Consider the following 26,064-nt stretch of genomic DNA (forward strand, 5'->3'; position numbering starts at 1 on the left):
CCCGGGAGGTTCTAGTCCTCCGGGTCGACGTCGCCCGGGCCGCGCAGGCGGCGGTGCTCCGGCTGGTACTTCAGGCCGAAGGCGCACAGCGCGCACAGGGTCGAGGCCGCGAAGGCCCAGGGGCCGAGCCCCTCGGAGAGCCCGACGACCACGGACCTGGAGCCGAAGAACACGCCGACGAGCTGACCGAGCACGATCACGGCGCCCAGCAGCAGGAAGGCCACGAGGAAGAAGAAGAACAGGGTCTTCACACCGAGAAACAACTTGCTCACGATGCAGTCCTCTCAGATTCTCTCTGGTCTCTGATTCTTTCTTTTTCTGTCTCTGTCTCCCGGGGCCGCGGCGCCGGGACGTCGCGGCCCCCGGTCAGCCGGGGATGTAGACCGGCAGCCAGCCCATGCCGGCGATCCAGGCCAGCAGGAGCATCGGCACCACGAAGTAGACGATGAGCGGGACGAACATCTTCGTCGGGTACGCCTCCGCGATGGCCGCCGAGAGGTAGATCGGCGCGCCGACGGGCGGAGAGGCGCCCTCGGTGGAGGTGCACAGCAGCACGACGATGATCGCCAGCGTCGGGTCGGCGCCGACGGCGGTCAGCGCGGCCACCGCGGGCGCGCCGATCGCGGCGGCCGTCGCCGTCGAGGACAGCGGGGTGGCCACGACGATGACCAGGGCGCAGACCAGGGCGACCATGAGCGCGCGCGGCAGGTCCAGCGAGTCCAGCCAGCCGGAGAGCTGCGGGCCCACGTCGAGCGACTCCATCACCTTGGCCGCGGCCAGGGCGGAGAACAGCGAGATACCCACGGTGGCGAACTGCGGGGCGTCGCGAAGCAGCTGGACACGGAAGTGGGCGTTGTTCTGCCGGATGCGGTTGGCGCCCTCGAGCAGCGCGATGATGGTGATCAGGATCGGCACCCACACGATGATGGAGATGGCCTTCACGCCGTCGCCGCCGATGCGGGCGTCGGACTTGAGCCACTCGGCCAGCGGGCCGATGGTCAGCACGACCGGGATGATGATGCCGATGAAGATCAGCGGCGAGCGCCACCCGGCGCGCATGGCGTCGGCGAAGGAGGAGCGGTCGGACTTCGGGGTGGCAGGCACCTTGTCCATGCGCGTCCACGCGAAGACCAGCAGCATGCGGTAGAGAACGGCCCAGCCGCCGGCACAGGCCAGGGCGACATACGTCGACGAGGCGGTCGCCCCGGCCGCGGCGGGCAGGGCGAGGATGATGAACATCGTGGAGTTCGGCGGCAGCGCCACCCCCAGTCCGGAGTTGCCGGCGAGCAGGGTGGCCGCGCGCTCCTTGGACCAGCCGGTCTGCTTCATCCAGGGGATGGTCACCGAGCCGACGGTGGCGGCGTTGCCCGCGGTGTTGCCGGCGATCAGGCCGATCATCGCGGAGCCGAGCGTCGAGACGTAGGCCGCACCGCCGCGCAGGCGGCCGAAGATCGAGTTGAGGATGGAGATCAGCCGGTCGATCAGTCCCGTGGACTGGACGATGATCCCCATGAAGACGAAGGCCATACCGGCGAAGGTGACCTCGGACTGGGCGGCCTCGACGACGCTGTCCCACAGCAGGCGGGGTGCGTCAGTGCCGCCGAATAACGAGATGGCCAACAGGGCGGCGAGCAGTGACTCGGCGATGTCGCGTTTGAAGCCGACATTGAGCACCACCGTGACCGCGATGAAGACCAAAAGGGCGAGGATACCCATCGTTGCTCCTCATGTTCGTCTGAAAACGTGGTGCCGGTCACGTTAGCATGTTACGTGCTACATCTACTACGCGGCGTCCCTACGACCACCCCCGTCACGGTGTTTTTGCCCCCGCCCACCGCCGGGGCGAGAATGTCCAGGTAACTGCCAGACAACCGTAAGCGCCCCGCGCCCACGCCCCAGGCCAGGAGAACTGAAACCCCCGTGACCACCGCGACCGACACCCCAGTGCACCCCGTCGACCGGGTGCCCGCCCCGCCCAAGCTCGCGGCCCTGGGCCTGCAGCACGTCCTCGCCTTCTACGCCGGCGCCGTGATCGTGCCGCTGCTCATCGCGTCCTCGCTGAAGCTGGACACGGCCACCACCGTCCACCTGATCAACGCGGACCTTTTGACCTGCGGCCTGGCGACGATCATCCAGTCGGTGGGCATCGGCAGGCACGTCGGCGTGCGCCTGCCCATCGTCCAGGGCGTGACCACCACGGCCGTCGCCCCGATCATCGCGGTCGGCCTCGGCGCCACGGACGGCGCGGGCGGCACCGCCGCGCTGCCGACCATCTACGGCGCCGTCATCGTCGCCGGCGTCTTCACCTTCCTGGTCACCCCGGTCTTCGCCCGGCTGCTCAAGTACTTCCCGCCCGTGGTCACCGGCACCGTGCTGCTGGTGATGGGCACCTCGCTGCTGGCCGTCTCGACCAACGACTTCGTCAACTACGCCGAGGGCACCCCCGCCGGCCGCGACCTGGCCTACGCCTTCGGCACCCTGCTGATCATCGTGCTCGCCCAGCGCTTCCTGCGCGGCTTCCTGGGCACCCTGTCCATCCTCATCGGCCTGGTCACCGGCACCGTCGTCGCCCTGATCCTCGGCGACGCGAACCTGGACGCCGTCGGCGACGCGAGCGTCTTCGGCATCACCACCCCGTTCTACTTCGGTGTCCCCCGCTTCGACCTGATGGCCTGCCTGGCCCTGATCATCGTCATGATCATCACCATGGTGGAGACCACCGGCGACGTCTTCGCCACCGGCGAGATCGTCGGCCGGCGCACCCGGCGCGAGGACGTCGCCCGCGCCATCCGCGCCGACGGCATCTCCACCACCCTCGGCGGCGTGCTCAACTCCTTCCCGTACACCTGCTTCGCGCAGAACGTCGGCCTGGTACGCATCACCGGCGTGAAGTCGCGCTGGGTGGCCGCCGCCGCGGCCGGCTTCATGATCGTCCTCGGCCTGCTGCCCAAGGCCGGAGCCGTGGTCGCCTCGATCCCCGCCCCGGTGCTCGGCGCGGCGTCGCTGATGCTCTTCGCCAACGTCGCCTGGGTCGGCATGCAGACCATCGGCAAGGCCGACATGTCGGACAACCGCAACTCGGTGATCGTGACCACCGCCCTCGGCCTGGCCATGCTCATCACCTTCCGCCCGGACGTCGCCGAGGTCCTGCCCGCCTGGGCGCAGACCTTCTTCTCCTCGGGCATGTCCACCGGCGCGATCACCGCGATCCTGCTCAACCTGCTCTTCTTCCACGTCGGCAACCAGTCCGGCGGCGAGGTCGCCCGCGGCCACTCGCTCGCGGAGGTCAACGAGTTCAGCCGCGAGGAGTTCGTCGAGGCCTTCAAGCCGCTGTTCAACAACCGCGTCTGGCCGCTCGAGGTCACCTGGGAGTCGCGCCCCTTCGAGTCCGTGGACACGCTGCGCGAGGCCGTCCAGGTCGCCGTGCTCTCCGCCGACCCGGCCCGCCGCGAGGAGCTCATCGACGACTACCCGGACATGGCCGAGCTGCTGCTCGTGGACGACGACGAGGCCGCGCAGATCTCCCGCGACCGCGGCTCGCTGGCCCTGGGCGACATCGACGACGTCGACGCCGAGCGCCTGCGCCGCATCTCCGCCGAGTACCGCGAGCGCTTCCACATGCCCTTCGTCGCGCTCCTGGACACCACCGACAGCGTCGACGACGTCGTGCGCGACGGCGTGCGCCGCCTGGCCAACTCCGACGAGCAGGAGCACCGCGTCGCACTCAGCCAGATCGTCGAGATCGCCGGCGACCGCTTCGACATGCTGCTCGCCGACGCCAACCCGGTGCGCTCCTCCTGGGACCGTAAGTTCACCGAGCTGGACTGAACCCCGTACGCCTGAACCCCGTACTACCTGGCCCGGCGGGCGGGCCCGCGCCCTATAATTCCGTGACATGCACGGTATTGATGCTCGACGGGTGCGCACCCGCCATCTCGCCCAGGCCAAGGCCCAGGGCACCAAGATCACGGCCCTGACCAGTTATGACGCCCTGACGGCCGCCATCTTCGACGAGGCGGGCATCGACCTGCTCCTCGTCGGGGACTCGGCGGCCAACGTCGTGCTCGGCCAGGACTCCACGCTGGGGATCACGCTCGAGGAGATGATCACCATGGCGCGCGCCGTCGCCGGCGCCGCGAAGCGCGCATTCGTCGTCTGCGACCTGCCCTTCGGCAGCTACGAGGAGTCCGACGCCCAGGCGGTCGCCTCCTCGGTGCGCCTGATGAAGGAGACCGGCGTCGCCGCCGTCAAGATCGAGGGCGGCGTCGAGATGGCCCCGACCATCCGCCGCATCGTCGACGCCGGCATCCCCGTCGTCGCCCACATCGGCTACACCCCGCAGTCCGAGCACGCCCTCGGTGGCCACGTCGTGCAGGGGCGCGGCGACGCCGCCGAGCGTCTGCTTGCCGACGCCGCGGCGGTCGCCGAGGCGGGTGCGTGCGCCGTGGTGCTGGAGATGGTGCCCGCCGAGCTCGCCGCCCGGGTGACCGCCGAGGTGGCCATCCCGACCATCGGCATCGGCGCCGGCGCCGGCTGCGACGGCCAGATCCTGGTCTGGACCGACGCCTTCGGCCTGGGGCGCGGGCGCGCCCCGCGCTTCGTGCGCCGCTTCGCACAGCTCGGCGAGGACCTCCTCGCCGCCGCACGCACCTACGCCGACGAGGTGGAGGCCGGCACCTTCCCGGCCGCCGCCGAGAGCTTCGAGGATTCCAAGGAGCAGAACAAGTGAGCCCCGTTGTCACCCGTACCCCCGAGGAGCTGCACGCCGCGCTCGCCGAGCTGGACGGCACCGTGGGCCTGGTGCCCACCATGGGTGCCCTGCACTCGGGCCACGCCTCGCTCGTGGCGAAGGCCGCCGAGGAGAACGACCACGTCGTCGTCAGCATCTTCGTCAACCCGCTGCAGTTCACCGACCTCGGCGACTGCGACGACTACCGCAACTACCCGCACGACGTCGACAAGGACGCCGCCTTCCTCTCCGACAAGGGCGTCGACGTCATCTTCGCCCCCGAGCCGGAGGCGATGTACCCGCAGGGCGTGCCCGAGGTGTGGGTGCGCACCGGCCGGATGGGCGAGGTGCTCGAGGGCGCCTGGCGTCCGGGCCACTTCGACGGCGTGGCCACCGTGGTGACCAAGCTGATCAGCCTGGTGCGGCCGACGCGCGCCTACTTCGGCCAGAAGGATGCCCAGCAGCTGATGATCGTGCGCCGCATGGTCGCCGACCTGAACCTGGGCCCGGAGGTCCGCGCGGTGCCGATCGTGCGCGCCGCCGACGGCCTGGCCGAGTCCAGCCGCAACCAGCACCTCTCCCCTGAGGCCCGCTCCCGGGCGCTGGCCCTGCCGCGCGCCCTCGAGGCGATCGCGGAGGGCACCGACCTGGAGACCGCGCGCGCCGAGCTGGCCGCCGCCGAGGGCGTGGAGTTGGACTACCTCGAGGTCGTCGACCCGGCGACCTTCACCGCCGACCCCGAGGGCACCCTCGCCCTCGGCGCGGTCCGCGTGGGCGGCACCCGCCTGATCGACAACCGCATCCTCGGGTAGGTCATCGGCCGGGACGGCTGACCGCGCGCCGGTCGCGCTCGTGCCATATCGTGGTGGGGTAATCATCGCCCGCGCGCCGCGGGTGACCCCGAAACGGAAAGGTGGTCGCACCGTGGCCGGCGGACTCGCAGCCCTCCTCGACGACATCTCCGTCATCGCGCGCAACGCCGCGGCCCAGGCCGACGACGTCGCCGCGGCGGCGGGCAAGACCAGTTCCCGCGCGGCGGCCGTCGTCGTCGACGACACCGCGGTGACCCCGGGCTACCTCAAGGGCGCCTCGCCGGCGCGCGAGCTGCCGATGATCTGGCGGATCACCAAGGGCTCCCTGGTCAACAAGATCGTCATCATCCTGCCGATCGCCCTCCTGCTCAGCTGGATCGCGCCCTGGGCGCTGACCCCGATCCTGATGTGCGGCGGCACCTACCTCGCCTTCGAGGGCGCGGAGAAGATCTGGGAGTACCTGCTGGGCAAGGGCCACGGCGCGGCCAGCCACCACGACGAGGGCGGCCGCAGCGAGGACGACGTGGTCAAGGCGGCCATCCGCACCGACCTGATCCTGTCCGCGGAGATCATGGTCATCTCCCTCAACGAGGTCGCCGACGAGCCGCTGTGGATGCGCGCGGCCGTGCTCATCGTCGTCGCACTGCTGGTCACCGGCGGCGTCTACGGCGTCGTGGCGCTGCTGGTCAAGATGGACGACGTCGGCGCGCACCTCGACCGCGAGTCCGACGGCGCGCTCGCCGCTCTCGGCCGCGGCATGGTCCACGCGATGCCGAAGATCATGACCGTGCTCTCCGTGGTGGGCACCTTCGCGATGCTCTGGGTCGGCGGGCACATCCTCGTCGTCGGCGTGGCCGAGTTCGGCTGGCACGCCCCGCACGAGCTGGCCGTCCACCTCGCCGGGCTCACCGACATCGGCGCGCTGAGCTGGCTGATCGACACCGCCTGCTCCGCCGTCGCCGGCTTCATCGTCGGCTCGGCGGTGGCCGGGATCGTCTGGGGAATCCAGCGCGCCCGCGGCCGCGGCCACAGCCCGGGAGCGGAGGCGCACGCCCACGCCTGAGGCCCCGCACCGGCGCTAGGCTGGTTCGCAACGGACCCCTACGAAGGAGCATCCATGAGCAAGATCGTCGTCGTCGGATCGATCAACGCGGACCTCAACACCCGCGTCGCCCGCCACCCGCAGCCCGGCGAGACGCTGATGGCCACCGGCGGCGGGATCACCGCCGGCGGCAAGGGCGCCAACCAGGCCGTCGCCGCCGCCCGCCTCGGCGCCGAGGTCGCGATGGTCGGCGCCGTCGGCCGCGACGCCTACGCCGGCCCGGCCACCGAGCTGCTGCGCGACGCCGGGGTGGACCTCGCCGCCGTCGCCGAGACCGACGAGACGACCGGCCTGGCCGTCATCACCGTCGACGCCGCCGGCGAGAACACGATCCTCGTCGTCGCCGGCGCAAACGGCACCGTCGACGCCGCCGCGGTCGAGAAGGCCCGCGACCTGATCGCCGGCGCCGAGGTCGTGCTGCTGCAGGGCGAGATCCCCGCCGAGGGCTTCGCCGCGGCCGTCGCCGTCGCCCGGGAAGCGGGCGTGCGCGTGGTGGTCAACCTGGCCCCGGTCATCGAGGTCGACCGCGGCGCGCTGCTGGCCGCCGACCCCCTGATGGCCAACGAGCACGAGGCCGGCCTCATCCTCGACCAGCTGGGCGCGGGCATCGACTCCGAGGACCCGGAGCACCTGGCCGCCGCGCTGCTCGAGGTGGGCTTCAACTCCGTGGTGCTCACGCTCGGTGCGGCCGGCGCGATGGTCGCCGACGCCGAGGGCACCACGGCGATCCCCACCCCGAAGATCGAGGCGGTGGACACCGTCGGCGCCGGTGACGCCTTCGCGGGCGCCTACGTCGCCCGCCTGGTGGCCGGCGACACGATTCGCGACGCCGCGCGCTACGCGGCCCGGGTGGGTGCCTTCGCCGCCACCGGGCGCGGCGCGCAGGCCTCCTACCCGCGCGTCGGTGACGCCCTGCCGGAGGTCTAGAGCGGCGCACCCCTGACCGGCGCGGTTATCGGGGCGGGACACCCGCTCGCTAGCATTGTCACGGTCGACACACCCGGGCTGGGATGTCGGCCCACGCACTGTCCCCGTCCCGAGGCCCTCCATGACCGCTGCCACCCCCACCCACACCCGGCGGATCGACGCCAGCTGGGCGATCTCCCTGTTCGGCACCGCCGTCGGCGCCGGCATCCTCTTCCTGCCGATCAACGCCGGCGCGTCCGGCGTGTGGCCGCTGATCATCGCGACCCTCCTGATCGGGCCGATGACCTACTTCTCGCACCGCGCGCTCGCGCGCATGGTCTGCGTCTCCCCGCGCAAGGGCGAGGACATCACCGTCGTCGCCAGCGACTACTTCGGCACCACCGCCGGCTGGGTGGTCACCGTCCTGTACTTCGCGGCGATCTACCCGATCGTGCTCATCTACGGGGTGAGCATCACCAACACCGTCGACAGCCTGATCGTCAACCAGCTCGGCGGTCCGCAGATCAACCGCGTGCTGCTTTCCGGCCTGCTCGTCGGCTCGATGACCCTGGTGATGGTCTTCGGCCAGAAGCTCATGCTCGCCGTGACCCAGGTGCTGGTCTACCCGCTGATCTTCCTGCTCGGCGCGATCTCGCTGTACCTGGTGCCCTCCTGGAACCTCGAGGGCTTCTTCGGCGCGCCCTCGCCCGGGGTGTGGGCCACCGTCGGCGCGATCTGGCTGGTCATCCCGGTGCTGGTCTTCTCCTTCAACCACTCGCCGGCCATCTCGCAGTTCTCGCTGGCCATGCAGCGCACCCACGGCGGGAACGCCGCCCGGCGCGCCAGCGTCGTGCTCGCGGTCACCGCCACCCTGCTGACCGTCTTCACGATGTTCTTCGTGTGGTCCTGCTCGCTCGCGCTCGGCGCCGACGGGCTGGCCGACGCCCGCGAGGCGAACCTGCCGGTGCTCTCGCACCTGGCCAACGTCTTCGACAACCCCGTGCTGACCCACCTGGCGCCGGTCATCGCGATCGCCGCGATCGTCTCCTCGTACTTCGGCCACGTGCTCGGCGCAAGTGAGGGCGCGGCGAGCATCGTGCGCGGCGTCGTCAATCGTCCCCTGCCCGAGCGCGGGCTGCAGCTGGGCGTCTACGCGTTCATCTTCCTGACCACGTGGCTGGCGGCGGTGCTCAACCCGGGCGTGCTCGACCTGATCGAGACGCTCTCCGGGCCCGTCATCGCCGCGCTGCTCTACCTGATGCCGATGTACGCGATCCGCAAGGTGCCCGCGCTGGCGCCCTACCGCAGGCACGCCTCCAACGTCTTCGTCGTGGTGGCGGGCCTGGTGGCCATCAGCGCGGTCATCTACGCGATGTTCTAGATCCTCAGAGCGCCTTGACCGCGTCGACGACGAGGTCCCAGAAGCGCCCGTGGTCGAGCTTGACCGCCGCGGAGGTGTGGCAGTCGGCCGGCGCCGGCGCGCGCAGGTCCGCGACCGTCATGCCGACGGTCAGCTCGCCGCGCAGCTCGACGTCGATGGGCATCTTCTGCGTCTGGACGATGCTCGGGTCGATCAGGTACGCCACGGTGCACGGGTCGTGGACCGGCGGGTCGTCGAAGCCCTGCGCCTCCTTGTAGGACTCGCGGAAGAAGCCGAAGAGGCCGACGACGAAGTCGCCGACGTCGGTGCCCAGCTCCCGGAAGCGATTTTCGACGTCGCGCGTGGCCAGCGCCTGGTGCGTCAGGTCCAGACCGACCATGACCACCGGCCACGGCTCGTTGAAGACCACGTGCGCAGCCTCCGGGTCGACCTTGATGTTGAACTCGGCGGTCGCCGACCAGTTTCCGGTGTGGTAGCCGCCGCCCATGAGCACGACCTCGCGCACGCGCTCGACGATGCGCGGCTCGAGGCGGGCGGCCAGGGCGATGTTGGTCAGCGGGCCGGTGGGCACCAGGGTCACGGTGCCGGGCTCCTCGGACATGATCGTGTCGATGATGTAGTTCACGGCGTGGCCGTCGGCGACCTCGATCTGCGGCTCGGGCAGCTCGAAGCCGTGGATCTCCATGCCGGTCTCGCCGTGGATGTCCCCGGCGACCTCGACCTCGTGGACGAGGGGGCGGGTCGCGCCGGCGTGCAGCGGCACGTCGGTGATCCCGGCGACGGTCATGACCTGGCGGGCGTTGTAGGTGACCTTCTGCAGGGTCTGGTTGCCGCCGACGGTGGTCACGCCGAGCAGCTCGATCTCCGGGTTGCCGGCGGCCAGGAGAATGGCCACCGCGTCGTCGTGGCCGGGGTCGCAGTCGAGGATGATCTTGCGGGTCATGGTCTTTTCCCTTTCTGTTTCGGTTCCGGTTCAGGCGGGGGTCAGTCGAGTTCCGCGGCGGCCGCGTTGTCGGTCAGCGACTCCGGCCGCGGGATGAGGAAGGAGGTCAGCAGCGCGGCGACCAGGATCACCGCGCCGGTGAGGATGCCGCCGGAGTAGCCGGCCGCCGTGGCGGCGGTGGTGCCGTCGGCGCCGGTCTCCGAGAGCGCCGTGAGCACGGCGAAGAGGACAGCGAAGGACAGGCCCGCGCCGAGGTTGAAGGCCGCGGCGTTCATGCCCGGCAGGTAGCCCGGGTTGTCCGCGGGGCTGAGCACGATGCCCAGGCCGTTGAGCATGATGTTGGAGATGCCGGCGTACGTCACGCCGACGAACACGGAGACCAGCAGCAGCGTCCAGGGGGCGGTGACCCCGACGACCCACACCCCGAGGAAGAGGCCGGCGACGGTGCCGACCAGGCCGACCTGGAGGATGAGGCGGTAGCCGAACTTCGCGGCCAGCGCGCCGGCGACCGGCCCGAAGACCAGGCCCGCGATCGCGTAGGGGGTCAGCGTCACCCAGGACACGGAGTCGGCGTCCATGCCGGCGCCGACGTTGGCGTCCTGGCCCAGGTTCGGGATCAGGCCGTTCATCACGGCGAAGACACCGGTCATGGTCAGCAGCGTGGTGGTCAAGAGCGCCCAGGTGCGCCGCTGGCGCAGGTAGTGCACGGGCACCAGCGGGTGGGCGACCTTCTTCTCCACGTTCCAGAAGACCACGGCGCCGGCCGCGCCGACGATGACGAGCACCGCGACGAGGAACCAGTTGGCCGCGGCCAGCTTGCCCGCCTCGTTGAAGGCGGTCAGCAGGGCGGCCAGCGCGATGACGGCGGGCAGCACGCCCGCCCAGTCCATCGGCGGGGTCTCGATCGCGGTGGACTCGCGGGTGCGCAGCCGCACGGCGATCGCGCCGGCGGCGGCGAAGGCGGCCATCACCCAGAAGATCGAGCGGAAGCCGAGGTGGGAGGCCAACCAGCCGCCGGCGAGGGCGTCGACGCCGGCGATGCCGCCGTTGACGGAGGTGATGATGGCCATCAGCAAGGCGTACTGGCCTTCCTCGGGCACCTGGACGCGCAGCATGATCAGCGCCATCGGCACCGTCGGGCCCGCCACGCCCTGGATGACGCGGGCGATGAAGAGGACCGTGACGTTCGGGGCGAGCGCGGCGAGCACGCAGCCGACCAGCATCACGGCCATCATCCCGACCAGCACGCGGCGCCGGCCGATGAGGTCCGCCCAGCGGGGCAGGAAGAGGGAGAACAGCGCGGCCGCGGTGAAGAACGCGGTCTGGGTCAGGCCGATCTGGGCGGCGGTGGCGTTGAGCTCCGTCTCCATCGTCGCCAGCGCCGGCGAGAGCATGGAGGCGTTGAGCTGGAAGGCGAAGACGGCGGTCATCAGCACCGCCACCAGCACGGCGGCCTGGCCTGCCGGCACCTTCGCCGGGGTGGACATCTCCGGGGTGGTCATCTGGGATCCCTTCTCCGGGGCCGTCCCGTGGACACCGCGCGCCGGGCCGGGACGGCAGGGCCCCGCGCGCCGGCGCCGGTCAGCCCGCGTACCAGCGGGGCAGCTCGGCGAAGTCGAGCACGTGCTCCTCGGGCACCTCGAAGGTCTCCTCGAGTGCGTCCAGGTCCTCGTCGTGCGCGGAGTCCGGCTCAGCTCCGAGCCGGTGCGCACCGTGGTTCCGGTGGTGCTCCATGCCTCCGGATCTTAGGCCTCCGGCAGGGGGCGGCGCCGCATGAACGCCGCGTAGATCGCGCCGGTGATGTTGTGCAGCACCGCCGCGACCGCGCCGGGCAGCGCGGCCTCGGACGCGAAGAACCGGGCGGACATGCCCGAGGCCAGGCCGGCCGACTGGGTGCCGATCTCGGCGGCCAGGGTGCGGTTGACCGTCTCCGGCAGGCGGAAGACCTTGCCGGTCAGGTAGCCCAGCAGGTAGCCCAGCGCGTTGTGGAGCAGCACGGCGACGAAGACGCCGGCGCCGATGCTGGCCAGCCGCTCCGCGTTCGCGCCGACGGTGCCGAAGACGACGCCGCCGATGAAGACGATGGAGACCACCGGCAGGACCGGCAGGATGCGGTCGACCAGGTCGTTGGCCACGGCGCGCACGATCAGGCCGCCGACGACGGGTGCGAGCACGGTCTCGACCAGGCTGAGCGCCATCGCGCCCGGGTCGACGTCGGTGCGGATGCCGGAGAGCAGCAGCATCAGGATCGGGGTCATGACCGGCGAGACCAGCGTGGAGACACTGGTCATGGCCACGGAGACGGCCACGTCGCCCTTCGCCAGGTAGGCGATGACGTTCGAGGAGGTGCCGCCGGGCACCGAGCCCAGCATCAGCAGGCCGACCGCGATGCCCGGGTCGAGGCGCAGCACCTTGGCCACGCCGACGGCCAGCAGCGGCATGATCGCGAACTGGGCGACCACGCCGATGAACACGGGCGCCGGACGGGTGACCACGACCTTGAAGTCGGGCAGCGTCAGCGTCAGGCCCATCGAGAACATGATCACGATCAGGAACGCGGTGATGTGGTCGGTCAGCGGAATGAAGGGCTTGGGGAAGAAGAAGGCGATGGCGGTACCGAGGAGAATGAAAATCGGGAAGCCGGTCACAACAATTCGTGCACTGCGGTTGTCGGTCGCGCGGGTGTCCAGGTTCGTCTGGGTCACGGTATTCGCCTTCCTTCCGGCGTATCACGATGTGGGAATGGCCTCCCACTGTATGGATCACACTAGCCCTCGACACCCGCGCGAAGGACTGGCACGACGCCCTGCGCCAGGCCGGGGACCTCCTCGGCGCCGCCGGCGTCGCCGAGCCCGCCTACACCGACGCCATGATCGCCGGCCTCGAGGAACACGGCCCCTACATCGTCATCTCCCCCGGCTTCGCCTTCGCCCACGCCCGCCCCTCCGCGGCCGTCCACCGCACCGGCATCGCCTGGCTGAGCCTGGCCGAGCCCGTCGAGTTCGGCCACGCCAAGAACGACCCCGTCAGCCTCGTCGTGACTCTCGCCGCCACCGACGACAAGGCGCACACCACCGCCATGGCCCAGCTGGCGAAGTTGCTGGGCAATTCCCGACGCCGCGCGGCGCTCGACGCCGCGCGCACCCCCGCCGAGCTGCGCGAGGCGCTCGACGCCGCGGCAGGCGCGGCGTCGTCAAGCAAACAGGAGCACAACACCCACAACAAGATCCTCACCGTCTGCGGCAACGGGCTGGGTACCTCGCTCTTCCTGAAGAACACCCTCGAGGACGTGCTCGACCGCTGGGGCTGGGCGCCCTTTATCACCGTCGAGGCCACCGACACCATCTCCGCGAAGGGCAAGGCCAAGGAGGCCGACCTCGTGCTGACCTCCGGCGAGATCGCCCGCACCCTCGGCGACGTGGGCATACCCGTCCACGTCATCGAGGACTTCACCTCCACCACCGAGATCGACGCCGCGCTGCGCGAGCTCTACGACATCTAGGCAAGGAGCCTGCACATGGACTGGCTGATCGCCATCCCCCAATTCCTCGTCAACGAGATCCTCTCGGTGCCGGCGTTCCTCATCGGCATCATCACCGCCGTCGGCCTGGCGGCCATGCGCCGCTCCGTCGGCCAGGTCATCGGCGGGGTCATCAAGGCCACGCTCGGCTTCCTGCTCATCGGCGCCGGCGCCACGCTCGTCTCCGCCACCCTCGAGCCGCTCGGCGTGATGATCCAGGGCGCGCTCGGCGCCCAGGGCGTGGTGCCCACCAACGAGGCCATCGCCGGCATCGCCCAGCAGCAGTACGGCTCCCAGGTCGCCTGGGTGATGATCCTCGGCTTCGCCGTCTCCCTGCTGCTCGCCCGCTTCACCCCGCTCAGCTACGTCTTCCTGACCGGCCACCACGTGCTGTTCATGGCGACGATGCTCGCGATCATCCTGATCACCGCCGGCTACGACGACTGGCTGGTCATCGCCCTCGGCGCCGTGCTGCCGGGCGTCCTGATGGTCTCGCTGCCCGCCATCGCCCACCCGTGGACCCGGCGCATCACCGGCGACGACTCGGTGGCCATCGGCCACTTCGGCACCGCCGGCTACCTGCTCTCCGGCTCCGTGGGCAAGCTCGTCGGCGGGCGCGGCAGGCACGAGAGCCGCTCCACCGAGGAGCTCGAGCTTCCCGACGGCCTGCGCTTCCTGCGCGACTCGATGGTCGCCACCGCCCTGTCGATGTCGCTGATGTACATCGTGCTGGCATTCCTGTCCATGGCCCGCCAGGGCACCGAGGCCGCCTACGCCGCCTTCCCCGACGGGGCGAGCGGCCCGGGCAACTTCATCATGCAGTCCTTCACCGAGGGCCTGCAGTTCGGCGTGGCCGTCGCCGTGATCCTCTTCGGCGTGCGCACCATCCTCGGCGAGCTAGTGCCCGCCTTCCAGGGCATCGCCGCCAAGGTCGTGCCCGGTGCGATCCCGGCGCTCGACGCCCCGATCGTCTTCCCCTACGCGCAGAACGCCGTGCTCATCGGCTTCATCTCCTCCTTCCTCGGCGGCCTGGTCGGCCTCGCGGTGCTCTCCCTGTGGCTCAACCCGGCCTTCGGCGCCGCGTTGATCCTGCCCGGCCTCGTGCCGCACTTCTTCACCGGCCGGCGGCGCGGCCGGCGACTACGGCAACGCCACCGGCGGGCGCCGCGGTGCCGCCGCGGGCGCCTTCGCCAACGGCTTGCTGATCACCTTCCTGCCGGCCTTCCTGCTCGGCGTGCTCGGCGCCTTCGGCTCCGAGAACACCACCTTCGGCGACGCCGACTTCGGCTGGTTCGGCATCCTGATCGGCTCCGCCGGCAACGTCGGCGGCGTGGCCGGCCTGGTGCTCATCGTGCTGGTCGGCGCGGCCGTCTTCGGCCTCGGCCTGTTCAGCCAGAAGAAGCTGGTAGAGGGCGACTGGGACCCGACGCCCTGGCGCGAGAAGCCGGGCTCGGCGGCCCCCGCCGCGGCCTCCTCGGGCGCCGACGCCGACGGTGCGGCTGCCGGTACCTCGGCGAACTACCGCAAGATCGCGCCGCCGGCCGGCGCGCCCACCCCGCCCCCGGCGCCGGTGGACTGACCCGCCGCTGCCGTGAGTTCGGCTGGGCGGGGCCGGTTAGGCTGGGTCGCATGACCCAGCCCTTCCCCCGCCCCGAGATCCCCGGGGCCGCCGACGCCCAGGTCGCCGGCCCCGTCACCTTCACCGACCACGGCGCGCACCTGCTGTCCGCCGACTCGGCCACCGGCGAGCTGTTCTACCTCTCCGCCGACGCCGACTACTCCCCCGGCTCCGCGATCCGCGGCGGCGTGCCCGTCATCGCCCCGTGGTTCAACGACCTGATCGCAGGCCGCGAGCCCGCCCACGGCTGGGCCCGGCGCCGTCAGTGGGACCACGAGCTGCACGAGGACGGCTACGACGCCTGGGTGACCTGGCGCGGCCTGCGCCTCGTGCTCACCGTGCGCGCCGCCGCCGACTCGCTGAGTGTGGGCCTCGACGTGCTCAACCGCGGTATCACCACCCAGCCGGTCCAGCTGGCGCTGCACCCCTACTTCGCGGTCTCCGACGTCACGCAGGTCCTGGTCGCCCGCGCCGACGGGCGCACCTACGAGTTCGACGGCACGCTGGTCGACTCCCGCGAGCCGCACGCCGCCGTCGGCGGCCCGACCCGCATCATCGACCGGGCGGGCGGCCGCGAGATCGCCGTCTTCGACCAGGGCGCGGACCACACCGTGGTGTGGAACCCCGGCGAGGCCGACGCCCCCGGCGACCTGGACGCCGTCGGCTGGCGCCGCTTCGTCTGCGTCGAGCCGGCCCGCCTGGGCACCCGCCTGCGCGGCTTCGCCCTGGCCCCGGGCCAGTCGGCGACCATCGGCATGCGCGTGGAGACCCGGGAGCTCTAGCCGCAGGTCCCGGGCCCGCGCGCCCTAGCGCACGTAGTCCGGGAACGCCTCGGGCTCCTCGATGGGCTGGCCGGCCGGGTTCATGTCGACGCCGAGGTCCTTGGCGAAGACGAGCCGGGTGCCCGTGTAGACCCCGTCGGCGTTCTCGTCGAGGTCGAAGACGCGCGCCCCGCGCATGGTGTGCATCGCCCAGGTGCCGTCCATCAGCCCGTAGGTGCCGAACCCGGTGCCCGGGCAGTAGCCCAGCTCCACGCCGAAGAAGTTGCCCCGGAACGAGTTGATGTGGTCGTGCCCGCAGTAGATGCCGCGCACGTCCCCGCGCTCCACGACGGCCGAGTAGATGCCGGAGTTGAAGGAGCCGTGGTAGACGTCCTCCTTCTTGACGCCCTCGATGCCGTGGCGGCGCTCGGCCCGCCCGTGGGCGACCAGCCCGTCCTTGCCCGGCCCGCCGAACCACATGTCGCGGTGCTCGAAGGTCGGGATGTGGAAGAACATCAGCGAGTCGACCCGGTGCCCGCAGGCCCGCTCGGTACGCAGCGACTCCCCGCGGTACCACTCGATCTGCTGCGGGCGGATGTAGTCGTAGCCCGGCAGGTCCTCCTTGGACTGGCCGGCGACCTCGTCGGGCAGGTAGGAGCCCGAGTCCAGCAGCCACAGCGCGAAGCGCGGGTCGCCGGCGGCCGAGTCACCGATGACGAGGTGGACGTTCGAGTTGCCGTAGCCGCCGGTCTCGGCCGGCGAGTTGAGGTTGTGCCGGTAGCGGCGGACGAACTCGACCATGTCCGGCCTGCTCACGTTGACCCCGGGCTCCTCGTTGGGGTCCTCGTCGTGGTTGCCGAAGGTGATCGCCCACGGCACCGAGCGGTCCTCCATCGGGCGCACCACGTTGTTGAGCGCCTGGTAGACCTGCTCGTCCGTGGTCGGCCCGGAGGCGATCACGTCGCCGTTGATCAGCGCGAAGTCGGGCCGCTCGCGGTCGAGGACGAGCCCCATGAACTCGATGGTGCGCCGGTCGGTCAGGTGGGAGTCCTGGGTGTCGTTGAACTGCACCACGCGGAACTTGCCGTCCGGGCGGAAGCGCAGGTCCGCCGCCACCGGCGCGCCCTCAGTCCCCGAGGACCCGGACGAGCCGGTCTCCCGTCCGGACGAGGACTGGGCGTGGGCGGTGCCCATCCCCAGTCCGGCGGCCAGGATCCCGGCGCCGGTGAGAAACCCCCGGCGATTTAGTGCGGACACGGTGCATGCTCCTTGTGATTGACGACGTCGCGCATGCACTGTAGGAAGCCGACGTTGCGGTGGCGTGAACCCCGGGTGAACGCTACTTCCGGATCGTGATCTGCCAGCCCGCGTCGCCCTTGGCGCGGAAGTCGGTGACCTCGTGGCCGTTCTCGGCGGCCCATCGCGGGATCGTCTCCGTGCCCTGGGTGCAGTCGAAGTCGATGACCAGCTCCTCGCCGGCGTCCAGCGAGTCGAGCGCGTCCTTGGTCTCGATCAGGGGGAACGGGCACACCGCCCCCATCTGGTCGAGAAAGTAGCGGCCTCGCCCGATCGCGCGGGCCTTGGCCTTCTTCTTGCCGGCCACCGTGACCAGCCCGGTGGAGACCTGGAAGTTGCCGGCGACGGCCGTGCCGTCGCCCGCGCCGGCAACGCGCCGCGGCGCGCCGACGGTGAGGGACTCGGCGACGCCGTGCGGCGGGGCTTCGTCAAGCACCTCGTCCTCGGCGGAGGTGGGTGCCGCTGCGGGCTTGAGCCACAGCTTGGCGGCCACGCCCACGCCGAGCGCGATGAACAGCAGCGCGACCCAGCCCTGGTAGCTGAACAGGGAGGTCTGGACCATGCCGTTGCCCACGGTGCAGCCGCCGGCCAGCGAGGCGCCCACGCCCATGCCGGCGCCGCCGACCACGGAGCGCACCGCCTGGGTGGCGTCGGGCAGGCGGACGCGGAACTCGCCGGTCGCGCGCGCCGCGAGGTAGGAGCCGACGAGGATGCCGAGCACCAGCATCACGCCCCAGTCCATGCGCTGCGGGTTTCCGGTGACCGTCCAGTTGGCCAGGTTGGCGCTCGGGGTGGTGATGCCGAGGCCGTCGTTGCGGCCGGTGGCCGCGGAGAGCGGCCAGGCGATCACGCCGAGCACGCCGACGGCCACCGCGGCGGCGTAGACGTGCAGCGGACGCCTCCAGCGCGGCCCGCCGAGGCTGGCGACCTTCGGCGCGGCGGCCTCCCGCTGCAGGAAGCGGTTGGCGGCCCAGCCGGTGAACAGGGCGAACGGGACGGCGAACCACCACAGCGAGACGCCGAAGGTGCGCGGCAGGTCGGTCCAGCCGGTGTCCCAGGAGCGCAGGAACTCGTTGAGGCCGCTCAGCGCGCCGGTCTTCATCGCGGCGGCGGACAGGCAGTACATGACCAGCGCGATCCACGAGCCGACCAGGCCCTCGCCCGAGCGGTACCAGGTGCCCGAGGCGCAGCCGCCGGCGAGCACGATGGCCATCCCGAAGATGAAGCCGCCGATGATCACCGCGGCGGGCTTGAAGGTGGTCGCCTCAGGCGCGATGACGCCGGCGCTGGTCAGCGCGGCGATGCCGACGGCGTGGACGGCGATGACGATGAACAGCGCGACGAGCGTGCGCCAGGAGCGCTGCAGGAAGAGGTCACGCAGCATGCCGGTGACGCAGAAGCGCCCGCGCTGCATGACGATGCCGAGCACGGCGCCGAGCGCCAGGCCGGTGACGATCATGGGTTCTCCTCTGGGGATCTTCTCCGCGACCCCGGGTCGGGGCCGCGTTCAGGGAACGTCCGGGATCCTAGCCCGGTGCGGACTTCTTTGTCTAGTGCTTCCAGACAATGCAGTCTATGCTCCACATGACATCCGGGGCGGAAGTCCGCGGGCGACGATAAGGTTTGCCGGTTCGAACACAACCGAAGAATGAAGGAGGAGACCGTCCGTGGCCGCCGGTCCCGCGCACCCCGTCTCGCCCGAGCCCGAACCCCCGGAGCCGATGCCCGCCCGCCCCGATCCGTGGACGCTGCTGACCTCCTCCTCCACCCCGGGCCCGCGCTGGCCCGGCGCGCTGCGCGCCGCCCTCGCCCTCGCCCTGCCGGGCGCGGCGGCGTTGCTGCTCGGCTTCGACAACGAGATGCTGCTCATCGCCGCCGTCGGCTTCACCGTCATCTACGGCGAGGGCCACCCCTACCGCACGCGCTGGCGCGTCATGGCCGTCGCCGGCGGGCTGATCGCGCTGGCCTCGGTCTCCGGCGCGTTCGTCGGCTCCGTGGCCTTCAGCCACCTCTCCGCCGGTGCGACGCACTGGTGGCTCGTGCTGCCGGCGATCTTCACCGCGCTGATCGCCACGATCGGCGCCTTCCTGCAGAACGCGCTGCGCCTGCCGCCGCCGGGCTCCTTCTTCATCGTCATGGTCGGCGGCGGCGCGACGATGGTCGCCCGCCTCGGCCTCAACCCCGTCGAGGTCGGCGCGTGGTCCCTGGTCGGCGCCTGCTCCGCCATGGTCATCGGCATGGCCCCGGCGCTCATCCACCGCCACCGCCCGGAGAGCCAGGCCGTGGAGACCCTCGAGCGCACCGTCGCCGAGTTCGCGAAGGCCCCGCGCCCGGCGGTGGCCAAGAAGCACCAGGCCGAGTCCGCCCTGCAGACCGCCTGGGTCAGCCTCTCCGACGCCGGTGTGGTCCGCGGCGGCCACGTCATCGGCCCCGCCCGCTCCGAGCTGGCGCGCCGCACCGTCGCCGCGCACCGCCGCCTGGCGGGTCTCGACTCCCGCTTCGCCGGCACCGAGCAGTCCGAGGAGATGGAGGACTCCCCGGTCTACGTCGACCTCGAGCGCACCGCGATCCCGCACGCGCGCCCGACGGTCGCCTACCGCATCTACCGCTCGATCCACCCCTACTCGCACGCGACGATGACGGCGACGAAGGTCGCGCTCGCGTCGCTGCTGGCCGGTGCGATCGGCCTGGCCCTGCAGCTGGACCGCCCGGACTGGGCCGTGGTCAGCGTGCTGCTGACCCTGCAGTGGGGTCCCTCGCGCGTGCCGGGCACGATCCGCGGCGTGCAGCGCCTCGTCGGCTCCGTGGCGGGCATCGCCTTCTTCGCCCTGCTGCAGGCGACCGGCGTGGCGGGCTGGTCGCTGCTGGCGGTGCTGGCGGTCTGTCAGTTCTTCGCGGAGATCTTCGTGGTGCGCAACTACGCCTTCTGCGTCATCTTCACCACCCCGCTGGCGCTGCTCATGGGCGGCGCGGGCACGGCGGCGCTGGGATCGGTGGTCGTCTCGCGCACCACGGAGGTCGCCCTCGCGGTGACCTTCGCGCTGCTGATGCTGTGGTTCTGGCTTCCCGACGCCGAGCCGCGCCACCACGCCCGCCTGGTCGCGCGCTGCCACAAGGCGATGGGCTCGCTGCTCGGCGCGCTGCTGACCACCGAGCCTGCCGGGGCGCTGGCCGAGCGCCGCGACCTGCAGTACGAGCTGCTCTCCGAGCGCCGCGCCGCGCAGACCCTGGTCAACGACACCCCCGAGGCCGCCGAGAAGGAGTAGCCGCGCCACGTGGCCATCCAGCAGGCCGGCTACGCGCTGCTCGACCACTGCACGCGCAACGACGCCCGCGAGCTCACCCTCGACGAGATCACCGAGCTCTCCCGCCGCGTGCCCGCCAGCGGCGACTGACCCCCTTCAATTGACGACGCCCCGTCGGTCGCCGGCGCGCGCATACGTGGGAGGTCTGGCACGTGGGGCGTCCGGCGCGTGAGCGGGGCGGCACAGCCGCCCCGGGACGGGGACCCGACGGACGGGGAGGGACGCAGCCCGGGCGGGGCGCGGGGGCGTCGCCAATTGAGGGGGACTGACCCGGCGAAGTACTTTGCTGTTTCGCGGGACCGCGCCCAGGGTTGACGGGTTCCACGGTTGGCACACGCAGCGGTGCAGCAGTTTACTTCCCCCTCCCCTACCCCTTATTCGTACACGTGAACCCGTCCTGTCGCGCCCCTCCTATACACTGCTCAGCGTAACCGGAAAGTCCAGCATCACCGCAGTTCAACGCCATTTCTCGGGGAGTGGAGAACGACCATGACCGGACGCAGAGACGCTCAGGAAAAGCCCGCACAAGACCCAAACACCAGTTCCACGGGACGTGTGAGAGACGCCACCGCGCCACCGCCGCCGAAGCTGATCGTGGACGGCCACGTGCCGCCGGCGGACGGCTCGAACCCGGCCTTCTTCTACTCGCACACGGACGTCACCGACCCGATCACCCTGGCCGGTCGCGAGGCCCACCGTGCCGTGTGGCGGATGTGGATGGACAACCTGCCGGGCCCGGACGAGCAGCTGGAGAACTACGCCGCCCGGATGTCCGCGGCCACCGGAGAGAGCCACTTCACCATCAAGGACTCCTACATCCCCGGCCTGGGCAGCCTCAAGGAGAAGCTGCCGAGGCTCGTCGCGCTGCAGGACATGCTCGCGCACGTCTCGATGGTCAGCCTGCGCAAGATCGGCGAGCGCGTGAGCATCATCGACTCCCCCGAGGCGCTCGCGCAGATCGACGCCGGCATCACCGACTTCCTGACACCCACCGCGCCCCGGCAGTCGATGCCGACGACCAGGCAGATCACCAAGAAGATCAACGAGCTGATCAACCTGTTCGACCCCGAGGTCTTCCTCGACGACGACACCGTGGCCGACGAGAACCCGGTGGCCCCGGGCGCCTTCGGCATCGACGACCGCAAGCCCGGGGTCACGGAGTTCTACCTGACGCTGCCCAAGGACATGGGCCAGCTGCTGATGAAGAAGGTGGACGCCTACGCCTTCCATTACGACTGCTCGCGGGCGACCGCGTTCCACGAGCTGCTCGCCAAGTCGGGGGCACCCAGATCGAGCACCGCGTCCCGCACGAGACAGGCGGGCCGACGGCGCTGGACAACCTCTCGCGACTCTCCCAGCGCTGGCACAATCTCAAGACCGAGGGACACGTGCGCTACCTGGCGGACCCGTCGACCGGGATCACCGTGTGGTGGACCGACGAGGGACACTGGACGGTCAGCGTGCCGGAGGGCCCGCTCAGCCCGAAGGGCGCGCGCTTCGCCCGCTCGGTCGGCGAGTACCGCGCCGAGAAGGCCACCCGCCGGCGCGCGGCGGCCGAGGCCGCCCGGCACCGCCGCAACGCGGGGCTGGGCTACGACCCCCTGGCTCCCCCGCCGTTCTGATGGGCGGCGTCATCGTTGCCGTCGCTCCCCCACGTTCGGGGGCCGTGATGTGTGCGACATTCGGGTCCACCGCCGCGGGCAGGCATAATCAGCCGGGTACCTGTACTCCACCGCCCGCGCAGCGCACCGCGTCTTTTCCCCGCAGCACCGCACGACCGCACGCAGACGCGCCGACGGCGCGGCGCGCGGGTGTCGTCAAGCGGGGGCGACGCCGGGGCCCCGGGGGCGAGGAAGGGACCGTCCCCGGTGCCCGAACAACCCCGCAAGAGCCGGCCCGAGGTGCACGAGCGCAAGCTCGTCCACCGGCTGCTCTCCCAGACCCGCTCGACCTCCGTCGGCATCTACCCGCACGACATCCACCCCGGGCTGGTGCCCGGCATCAGCGTCGACGACCAGCGCAACAGCTTCGGCGTGGACCGCTTCGTCTTCAGCGTGACCGCCGCGCTGATCGTCGCGTTCATCGCCTGGGGCATCATCAGCCCCGACAGCGTGGCCGCCACGGCCGACACCGCCTTCTCCTGGGCGATGGTCAACGCGTCCTGGCTGCTCAACGTCGTGATGATGGTCGGCATCGGCGCGACGGTCTACCTCGCCTGCTCGCGCTTCGGGCGCATCCGACTGGGCACCGATGACGAGGAACCCGAGTTCAGCCGCTTCTCCTGGGTGGCCATGATGTTCGGCGCCGGCATCGGCGTGGGCATCTTCTTCTTCGGCCCCTCCGAGCCGCTGTCCTACTACCTGACCCCGCCGCCGCACACCGTCGACCCGGAGACCCCCGAGGCGCTGCACCAGGCGATGGCGCAGTCGCACTTCCACTGGGCCGTGGCCGCCTGGGCGCTCTACGCGCTGGTCGGCGGCGCGCTGGCCTACTCCTCCTACCGGCGCGGGCGCCCGGCCCTGCTCTCCTCGGCGTTCCGCTCGCTGCTGGGCCCGCGCGCCAACGGGGTGCTGGGGCGTGGCATCGACATGCTCGCGATCTTCGCGACCGTCTTCGGCACGGCCGCCACGCTGGGGCTCTCCGCGATCCAGATCGGCCAGGGCGTCGAGATCGTCTCCGGCGCCGGCCCCCTGGGAAACAACGCGCTGATCGCGATTATCGCGGTGCTGACCTGCGGGTTCATCCTCTCAGCGGTCTCGGGCGTCTCGCGCGGCATCCGCTACCTGTCCAACACGAACATCACGCTGACCCTCGCGCTGGTCGCCTTCGTCTTCCTCGCGGGCCCGACGCTCTTCCTGCTCAACCTCATCCCCTCAGGCATCCTGACCTACTTCCAGGAGCTGCCCGCCATGCTGGGCAAGTCGCTGTCCTGGGGCGAGGAGACCATCGACTTCCAGTCCGGCTGGACCTCCTTCTACTGGGCCTGGTGGATCGCCTGGACGCCGTTCGTCGGCATGTTCATCGCGCGCATCTCCCGCGGGCGCACGCTGCGCGAGTTCGCCGTGGTCACCCTCGCGGTGCCCAGCCTGATCCTGGCGCTGGCCTTCACCGTCTTCGGCGGCGCAGCGATCACGCTCTCCCGCGAGGGAGCGGCCGGCTTCGACGGCTCGGCGACCCCGGAGCAGGTGCTCTTCGCGCTCTTCGACACCCTGCCGCTGGCGCAGCTGACCCCGTTCGTGCTCATCTTCGTCCTCGCGGTCTTCTTCATCACCTCCGCGGACTCGGCGTCGGTGGTCATGGGCACGCTCTCCTCGCAGGGCGACACGGCCCCGAAGAAGCTGGTCGTGGTCTTCTGGGGCCTGGCGATGATGGGCATCGCCGTGGTCATGCTGCTCACCGGCGGCGAGGACGCCCTGTCCGGCCTGCAGTCGCTGACCATCCTCATCGCGCTGCCGTTCTCGGTGGTGCTGCTGGCGCTCGTGGTCGCCTTCATCAAGGATCTCTCGACCGACCCGGCGGCGCTGCGCCGCAGCTACGGCGCCGCGGCGGTCAAGAACGCGGTCTACCGCGGCCTGGCCGAGTACGGCGACGACTTCGAGCTCGCCGTGCGCCGCTCCGAGAAGGGCATGGGCGCCGGCGCGGCCTTCGACTCCACCTCCGAGGACTACACGCAGTGGTACCGCCGCACCGACGAGGAGGGCCGCGACGTCGGCTACGACTACACCTCGGGCGAGTGGGGCGACGGCTCCCCCGACGCCGAGCACCCCTCGGCCTACCCGGAGGGCGACGAACGCCGCGAGTGAGCGGCACTCATGCGCCCCAGGCCGTAAGCTCAAAGGCATGATCGAGAAGACCCCGCGGCGCCGCGCGACCGACGCCGAACGACAGCGCACCTCCGATCTCCTCGCCGAGGCCATGAGCCGCGGCCAGCTGACCGTCGAGGAGTTCGAGGAGCGCTCCGCCGCCGCCTTCAACGCCCGCTTCGCCGACGAGCTGGACGGCCTGCTTGACGACATCGCGCCCGAGGCGCCCGTGGCGCGTGCCCGACGTGACGAGCCCGACCGGGTGCACGACGCCGTCGCGCATGCGCGCGACCAGGTCGGGCACTCGGTGCAGAACGCCAGCGGGTTCTCGCTGGGTATCCTCGGCGGCACCGAGATGAAGCGCTGGACCTGCGGGGAGGCCCACCTCTCGCTGGCGATCCTGGGCGGCACCGAGCTCGACCTGAGCGACGCGCGCCTGGAGAGCCACTCGACCACGATCACGGCCATCGCGATCTGCGGCGGCATCGACGTCTTCGTGCCCGAGGGCGTGCGCGTGGTCTGCGACGGCGCGGGCGTGCTCGGCGGCTTCGAGGTCTCCACCGACCGGCGGGTGCGGGTGCACCAGTGGGAGCTGCCCGACGACGCCCCGGTGGTGCGCGTGACCGGCCTGGCGCTCATGGGCGGGGTCGAGGTGAAGATCGTGCCTGCGGGAGGGCTCCCGTGAGCCGACCCCGTTTGACCGGGCTGGACCTGGCCCGCGGGCTGGCGGTGCTCGGCATGATGGTCGCGCACCTGGGGCCCAAGGGCGGCTGGATCGAGACGGCCACCGACGGCTTCCCCTCGGCGATGTTCGCTGTGCTGGCCGGCTGCTCGCTGTCCCTGATGAACACGCGCGCCGACGCGGAGGGCGGGCCGGCCGTCGCCCGGGCCCGCTTCCGGGCGCTGGTGCGCGGCCTGCTGCTGATGGCCGCCGGCGTGGTGCTCGGCTTTTTGCCGACGACGATCCTCATCGTGCTGGTGCCCGTGGGCGCGATCTACGTGCTGCTGGGCCCGCTGACCCGCTGGCGCACCTGGGCGCTCGCGCTGACCTTCGTGGGGCTGACGCTCTTCAGCGGGCTGGCGGCCGTGGTCACGGGCTTTTCCGGTGGCTACCCGCCGCTGGCCTGGCTGGCCTACGGGGTCTTCGGCATGCTGCTGCACCGGGTGTTCTTCGCCGCGCGTGAGTGGGCGGTGGGCACCGCGCTACTGGGTGCCGCACTCGGGGTGGCCGGGCTGGTGCACCGGCACCTGGTGGGCCCAGGAGAGCTCGGGGTGAGCACGGGCGTGGTCGAGGCGTACCTCTCCCCGGTCGGCCACTCCGGCGGGGTGCTCGACGTGCTCTACTCGTGCGGCGTGGCGGCCGCGCTGACGGGGCTGTGCCTGTGGGTCTGCCACGCGCCTGCGCCGCGGCAGGCGGTCTTCCCGGTGCGCGCGGTGGGTGCGATGGCGCTGACGGTCTACGTGCTTCACGTGGTGACCGCGACCGTCCCACTGAGCGGGATCTTCGACCGGCCCGAGGTCGCCGACGCGGTCCCCTACTCCTCCGAGCCTTACTCCCCCTACGGCGGCAAGGACTTCGACGAGTTCCGCGAGGAGGTCTCCCGGCTGGACGACTGGGAGGACTGGAGCGCCTACGAGTCGCGGCTCTTCGAGGAGGCCTACACCGAGCAGACCGGGCAGGCCCCCGGCGAGATCGCGGTGCCCGCGCAGAACAGTCACCCCTTGTGGCTGGCCGGATCGATGCTGGTCGCGGTGGTGGGCTGCCCGCTGTGGCGGCGCCGCTTCGAACGCGGCCCGCTGGAGGCGCTGATGCGGCGGACGATCGACCGGATCGCCGCAGAGGACCTGCCGGCGCGGCCGGGGAGGCGCATCTCGGACGCGCGCTGAC

Annotated in this window: 21 protein-coding genes and 1 pseudogene; 14 read left to right on the plus strand and 8 right to left on the minus strand. The window is 71.2% G+C overall.

The features are described 5' to 3' along the window. Positions 1–11 precede the first annotated feature (11 nt). A complete protein-coding gene (locus QQA02_RS02190) occupies positions 12–272 on the minus strand; it encodes a hypothetical protein (RefSeq protein ID WP_284863147.1) in 261 nt (86 codons plus the stop codon). 94 nt (positions 273–366) lie between these two features. Beyond that, positions 367–1,716, minus strand: a complete 1,350-nt coding sequence (locus QQA02_RS02195) for a TRAP transporter large permease subunit (RefSeq protein ID WP_284863148.1) — start codon at positions 1,714–1,716, stop codon at positions 367–369. A 204-nt stretch (positions 1,717–1,920) separates the two neighbouring features. Between QQA02_RS02195 and QQA02_RS02200 the strand changes: the two genes are divergently transcribed. From QQA02_RS02200 to QQA02_RS02225, 6 genes are all read left to right on the plus strand, one after another. After that, on the plus strand, positions 1,921–3,828 hold the full coding sequence (locus QQA02_RS02200) for a solute carrier family 23 protein (RefSeq protein ID WP_284863150.1): 1,908 nt from the start codon (positions 1,921–1,923) through the stop codon (positions 3,826–3,828). A gap of 67 nt (positions 3,829–3,895) precedes the next feature. Next, positions 3,896–4,729, plus strand: coding sequence for a 3-methyl-2-oxobutanoate hydroxymethyltransferase (gene panB, locus QQA02_RS02205; protein ID WP_284863152.1), 834 nt, complete (start codon positions 3,896–3,898; stop codon positions 4,727–4,729). After that, a complete protein-coding gene (panC, locus tag QQA02_RS02210) occupies positions 4,726–5,541 on the plus strand; it encodes a pantoate--beta-alanine ligase (protein WP_284863154.1) in 816 nt (271 codons plus the stop codon). Before panB ends, panC begins: the two co-directional genes overlap by 4 nt. 112 nt (positions 5,542–5,653) lie before the next feature. Continuing rightward, complete coding sequence (locus QQA02_RS02215) at positions 5,654–6,604, plus strand: DUF808 domain-containing protein (protein WP_284773479.1); 951 nt, start codon at positions 5,654–5,656, stop codon at positions 6,602–6,604. 54 nt (positions 6,605–6,658) lie between these two features. After that, positions 6,659–7,570: a ribokinase gene (locus tag QQA02_RS02220; protein ID WP_284773481.1), complete on the plus strand. Its 912-nt coding sequence runs from the start codon at positions 6,659–6,661 to the stop codon at positions 7,568–7,570. Positions 7,571–7,691: 121 nt separating this feature from the next. Further along, positions 7,692–8,930 carry an amino acid permease gene (locus QQA02_RS02225; RefSeq protein ID WP_284863156.1) on the plus strand — a complete coding sequence of 413 codons (1,239 nt, stop codon included), beginning with the start codon at positions 7,692–7,694 and terminating at the stop codon, positions 8,928–8,930. Between the two features lie 4 nt (positions 8,931–8,934). Here QQA02_RS02225 and uriH read toward each other — a convergent pair whose 3' ends face one another. The 4 genes from uriH to QQA02_RS02245 form a co-directional block, all read right to left on the minus strand. Continuing rightward, complete coding sequence (gene uriH, locus QQA02_RS02230; RefSeq protein ID WP_284863158.1) at positions 8,935–9,873, minus strand: uridine-preferring nucleoside hydrolase UriH; 939 nt, start codon at positions 9,871–9,873, stop codon at positions 8,935–8,937. A gap of 41 nt (positions 9,874–9,914) precedes the next feature. Further along, the gene (gene uriT / locus QQA02_RS02235) at positions 9,915–11,375 is read right to left on the minus strand and encodes a uridine transporter UriT (protein ID WP_423777743.1); all 1,461 of its coding nucleotides are present in this window, start codon (positions 11,373–11,375) and stop codon (positions 9,915–9,917) included. A 79-nt stretch (positions 11,376–11,454) separates the two neighbouring features. Continuing rightward, entirely contained in the window at positions 11,455–11,607 is a 153-nt protein-coding gene (locus QQA02_RS02240) for a hypothetical protein (protein WP_284773486.1), read from the minus strand. A gap of 11 nt (positions 11,608–11,618) precedes the next feature. Next, positions 11,619–12,578, minus strand: a complete 960-nt coding sequence (locus QQA02_RS02245) for a bile acid:sodium symporter family protein (protein ID WP_284863160.1) — start codon at positions 12,576–12,578, stop codon at positions 11,619–11,621. A gap of 29 nt (positions 12,579–12,607) precedes the next feature. On the opposite strand from QQA02_RS02245, the gene QQA02_RS02250 reads away from it, so the two are divergent. From QQA02_RS02250 to QQA02_RS02260, 3 genes and pseudogenes are all read left to right on the plus strand, one after another. Next, positions 12,608–13,375, plus strand: a complete 768-nt coding sequence (locus QQA02_RS02250) for a PTS sugar transporter subunit IIA (RefSeq protein WP_284863162.1) — start codon at positions 12,608–12,610, stop codon at positions 13,373–13,375. A 15-nt stretch (positions 13,376–13,390) separates the two neighbouring features. Beyond that, positions 13,391–14,972 (plus strand): annotated as a pseudogene (gene ulaA / locus QQA02_RS02255) (PTS ascorbate transporter subunit IIC). Between the two features lie 50 nt (positions 14,973–15,022). Then, on the plus strand, positions 15,023–15,793 hold the full coding sequence (locus tag QQA02_RS02260) for an aldose epimerase family protein (RefSeq protein ID WP_284863164.1): 771 nt from the start codon (positions 15,023–15,025) through the stop codon (positions 15,791–15,793). Between the two features lie 24 nt (positions 15,794–15,817). On the opposite strand, the gene QQA02_RS02265 is transcribed toward QQA02_RS02260, so the two are convergent. Then, positions 15,818–17,029: a metallophosphoesterase family protein gene (locus tag QQA02_RS02265; protein ID WP_284863165.1), complete on the minus strand. Its 1,212-nt coding sequence runs from the start codon at positions 17,027–17,029 to the stop codon at positions 15,818–15,820. Positions 17,030–17,111: 82 nt separating this feature from the next. Further along, positions 17,112–18,527 (minus strand): YeeE/YedE thiosulfate transporter family protein, encoded by a 1,416-nt coding sequence (locus tag QQA02_RS02270; protein ID WP_284863166.1) that lies wholly within the window; start codon positions 18,525–18,527, stop codon positions 17,112–17,114. 208 nt (positions 18,528–18,735) lie between these two features. Between QQA02_RS02270 and QQA02_RS02275 the strand changes: the two genes are divergently transcribed. From QQA02_RS02275 to QQA02_RS02295, 5 genes are all read left to right on the plus strand, one after another. After that, positions 18,736–20,334 (plus strand): FUSC family protein, encoded by a 1,599-nt coding sequence (locus QQA02_RS02275; protein ID WP_350309447.1) that lies wholly within the window; start codon positions 18,736–18,738, stop codon positions 20,332–20,334. Positions 20,335–20,928: 594 nt separating this feature from the next. After that, positions 20,929–22,083, plus strand: coding sequence for a hypothetical protein (locus QQA02_RS02280; RefSeq protein ID WP_284863167.1), 1,155 nt, complete (start codon positions 20,929–20,931; stop codon positions 22,081–22,083). A gap of 218 nt (positions 22,084–22,301) precedes the next feature. Further along, complete coding sequence (locus QQA02_RS02285; RefSeq protein WP_284863219.1) at positions 22,302–24,176, plus strand: BCCT family transporter; 1,875 nt, start codon at positions 22,302–22,304, stop codon at positions 24,174–24,176. Between the two features lie 37 nt (positions 24,177–24,213). Next, complete coding sequence (locus QQA02_RS02290; RefSeq protein WP_284863168.1) at positions 24,214–24,861, plus strand: DUF1707 SHOCT-like domain-containing protein; 648 nt, start codon at positions 24,214–24,216, stop codon at positions 24,859–24,861. After that, complete coding sequence (locus QQA02_RS02295; RefSeq protein WP_284863169.1) at positions 24,858–26,063, plus strand: DUF418 domain-containing protein; 1,206 nt, start codon at positions 24,858–24,860, stop codon at positions 26,061–26,063. Before QQA02_RS02290 ends, QQA02_RS02295 begins: the two co-directional genes overlap by 4 nt. Position 26,064: the final 1 nt, after the last annotated feature.

The sequence above is a fragment of the Corynebacterium sp. MSK006 genome, from assembly GCF_030232385.1.
GTDB lineage: Bacteria > Actinomycetota > Actinomycetes > Mycobacteriales > Mycobacteriaceae > Corynebacterium > Corynebacterium frankenforstense_A.

Bases quoted from the DNA above. Each gene is read 5' to 3' on its own strand.
- QQA02_RS02260 (WP_284863164.1), top strand. From the start codon at position 15,023: ATGACCCAGCCCTTCCCCCGCCCCGAGATCCCCGGGGCCGCCGACGCC.
- QQA02_RS02195 (WP_284863148.1), bottom strand. From the start codon at position 1,716: ATGGGTATCCTCGCCCTTTTGGTCTTCATCGCGGTCACGGTGGTGCTC.
- QQA02_RS02250 (WP_284863162.1), top strand. From the start codon at position 12,608: ATGTGGGAATGGCCTCCCACTGTATGGATCACACTAGCCCTCGACACC.
- panB (WP_284863152.1), top strand. From the start codon at position 3,896: ATGCACGGTATTGATGCTCGACGGGTGCGCACCCGCCATCTCGCCCAG.
- uriT (WP_423777743.1), bottom strand. From the start codon at position 11,375: ATGACCACCCCGGAGATGTCCACCCCGGCGAAGGTGCCGGCAGGCCAG.
- uriH (WP_284863158.1), bottom strand. From the start codon at position 9,873: ATGACCCGCAAGATCATCCTCGACTGCGACCCCGGCCACGACGACGCG.
- QQA02_RS02225 (WP_284863156.1), top strand. From the start codon at position 7,692: ATGACCGCTGCCACCCCCACCCACACCCGGCGGATCGACGCCAGCTGG.
- QQA02_RS02220 (WP_284773481.1), top strand. From the start codon at position 6,659: ATGAGCAAGATCGTCGTCGTCGGATCGATCAACGCGGACCTCAACACC.
- QQA02_RS02270 (WP_284863166.1), bottom strand. From the start codon at position 18,527: ATGATCGTCACCGGCCTGGCGCTCGGCGCCGTGCTCGGCATCGTCATG.
- QQA02_RS02290 (WP_284863168.1), top strand. From the start codon at position 24,214: ATGATCGAGAAGACCCCGCGGCGCCGCGCGACCGACGCCGAACGACAG.
- QQA02_RS02240 (WP_284773486.1), bottom strand. From the start codon at position 11,607: ATGGAGCACCACCGGAACCACGGTGCGCACCGGCTCGGAGCTGAGCCG.